Consider the following 1,573-nt stretch of genomic DNA (forward strand, 5'->3'; position numbering starts at 1 on the left):
GCCCGGCAGGGCAGAGGGGGTCGTCTCACGTAGAGCGCCAACGCCCTCGCGCGTCGCGCGCCAGCAAGGCGTTTCACGCGCGGCGACCCCTTCTGTCGCCTTCGGCGACATCTCCCCCTCGAGGGGGAAGATTAGGCGCTTACCCCGTGACATATCGCTTCCCCTGATTATATGATAAGACAACTCCACTAAAACGGAGGCGCCTCCGTTTATTTACGTGGGGGGCTGACCCGGATGGGTTCAAGCCCCATATTGCGACAGTGGAGAAAAAACTGACTGAACAGCCCTCGGAGCCTGCCGAAAAGCCTGAAACGCCGGCGCCAAAGCCGCTGCGCGCCGATGCGCAGCGCAACCGCGACAAGCTTGTCGAGGCGGCGACGCAGGCGTTTGCCGCCGAGGGTGTCGATGCCTCGCTGGAGGAGATCGCCAAGCGGGCAGGAGTCGGCATCGGCACGCTCTACCGGCATTTCCCGACGCGCGAGCATCTGGTCGAGGTGGTCTACCGCCGCGAGGTGGAAGCGCTCTGCCATGCGGCCGAGGAACTTGCCGGCGCTCATCCGGCCGATGTGGCGCTGGAACTCTGGATGCAGCGCTTCGTCGACTATATCGCCACCAAGCGCGGTCTGGCGACAAGCCTGCGGCTGTTGCTCACCACCAACTCGACGCTGTTCTCCGATACCTCAGGCCGCGTATCCGGCGCGCTGAAGGGGCTGGTCGAACAGGCCGCAGCTGCGGGGAAGATCCGCGCCGACGTCGATGCGTCGGACGTGCTGCATGCGCTGGGCGGCATCTACTCCGCCCCCAACACGCCCGACTGGCGGGACCGCTCGGGGCGGCTGGTGAAGCTCTTGATGGATGGGCTGAGGTTCGGGGCATCGGAGGCGGCGAAAGCCGGCTGAAGCACCGCTAGCTGAGCGCGCTTCGTCTGTCCGGTTCCAAGCTGGTGATCCAGTCCGCAAAGGCCGACATCGCGGCGGTCGGTTCCCTGGACTTCAACTTGGTCAGCCAATAGCTGCCGAGCGATATGGAGGCGTGGAAAGGGCGCCTTATCGACCCCTTGCTCAGTTGTCGCGAAAACATCAGCGCCGGAGCCAGCGCAACGCCTGCCCCTTGTTCGGCGGCTTCCATCATCGCCAGTGAAGAATCGAAGACGATCGCGCTCGCGAAGTTCGCAGGCGCTTCCATGCCGGCGGCCTCGAACCAGCGGCTCCATTCGTCCTGACGGTAGCTGCGCAGCAAGGTAAGCGCGCCGAGGTCCTGCGGCGCGTGAAGCGTCGCCGCCAGTTCCGGCGTGCAAAGCGGCGTCAGAGGTGCTTCGAAAAGTTCCGTCGCATCAAGTCCATTCCAGGCGCCGTTGCCGAAGCGGATCGAAAAATCCAATCCCTCGGCCGCCAGGTCGACGCGGTTGTTGTTGGTGGACAGGCGCAGCTCGACGAACGGATGGGTGCGCCGGAAGTCTTCCAGTCTCGGAAGCAGCCAGCCGACGGCGAAGGTTCCGACGGCGCCGACGACGAGCGGTTCGCGCAGTTTTCCAGATCCGACCCGCTCCAGCGATCGCGCCAGGCGGTCGAAG

2 protein-coding genes are annotated in these 1,573 nt (G+C 64.9%); one reads left to right on the forward strand and one right to left on the reverse strand.

Features of this window, described 5'->3' with window-relative positions:
* Positions 1–272 precede the first annotated feature (272 nt).
* Positions 273–899, forward strand: coding sequence for a TetR/AcrR family transcriptional regulator (locus tag EOA60_RS32215; protein ID WP_095824675.1), 627 nt, complete (start codon positions 273–275; stop codon positions 897–899).
* 7 nt (positions 900–906) lie between these two features.
* On the opposite strand, the gene EOA60_RS32220 is transcribed toward EOA60_RS32215, so the two are convergent.
* On the reverse strand, positions 907–1,573 hold a 667-nt coding region (locus tag EOA60_RS32220), incomplete at its 5' end, for a LysR substrate-binding domain-containing protein (RefSeq protein WP_128312575.1).

This window comes from Mesorhizobium sp. M1A.F.Ca.IN.020.06.1.1 (assembly GCF_004023265.1).
Lineage (GTDB): Bacteria > Pseudomonadota > Alphaproteobacteria > Rhizobiales > Rhizobiaceae > Mesorhizobium.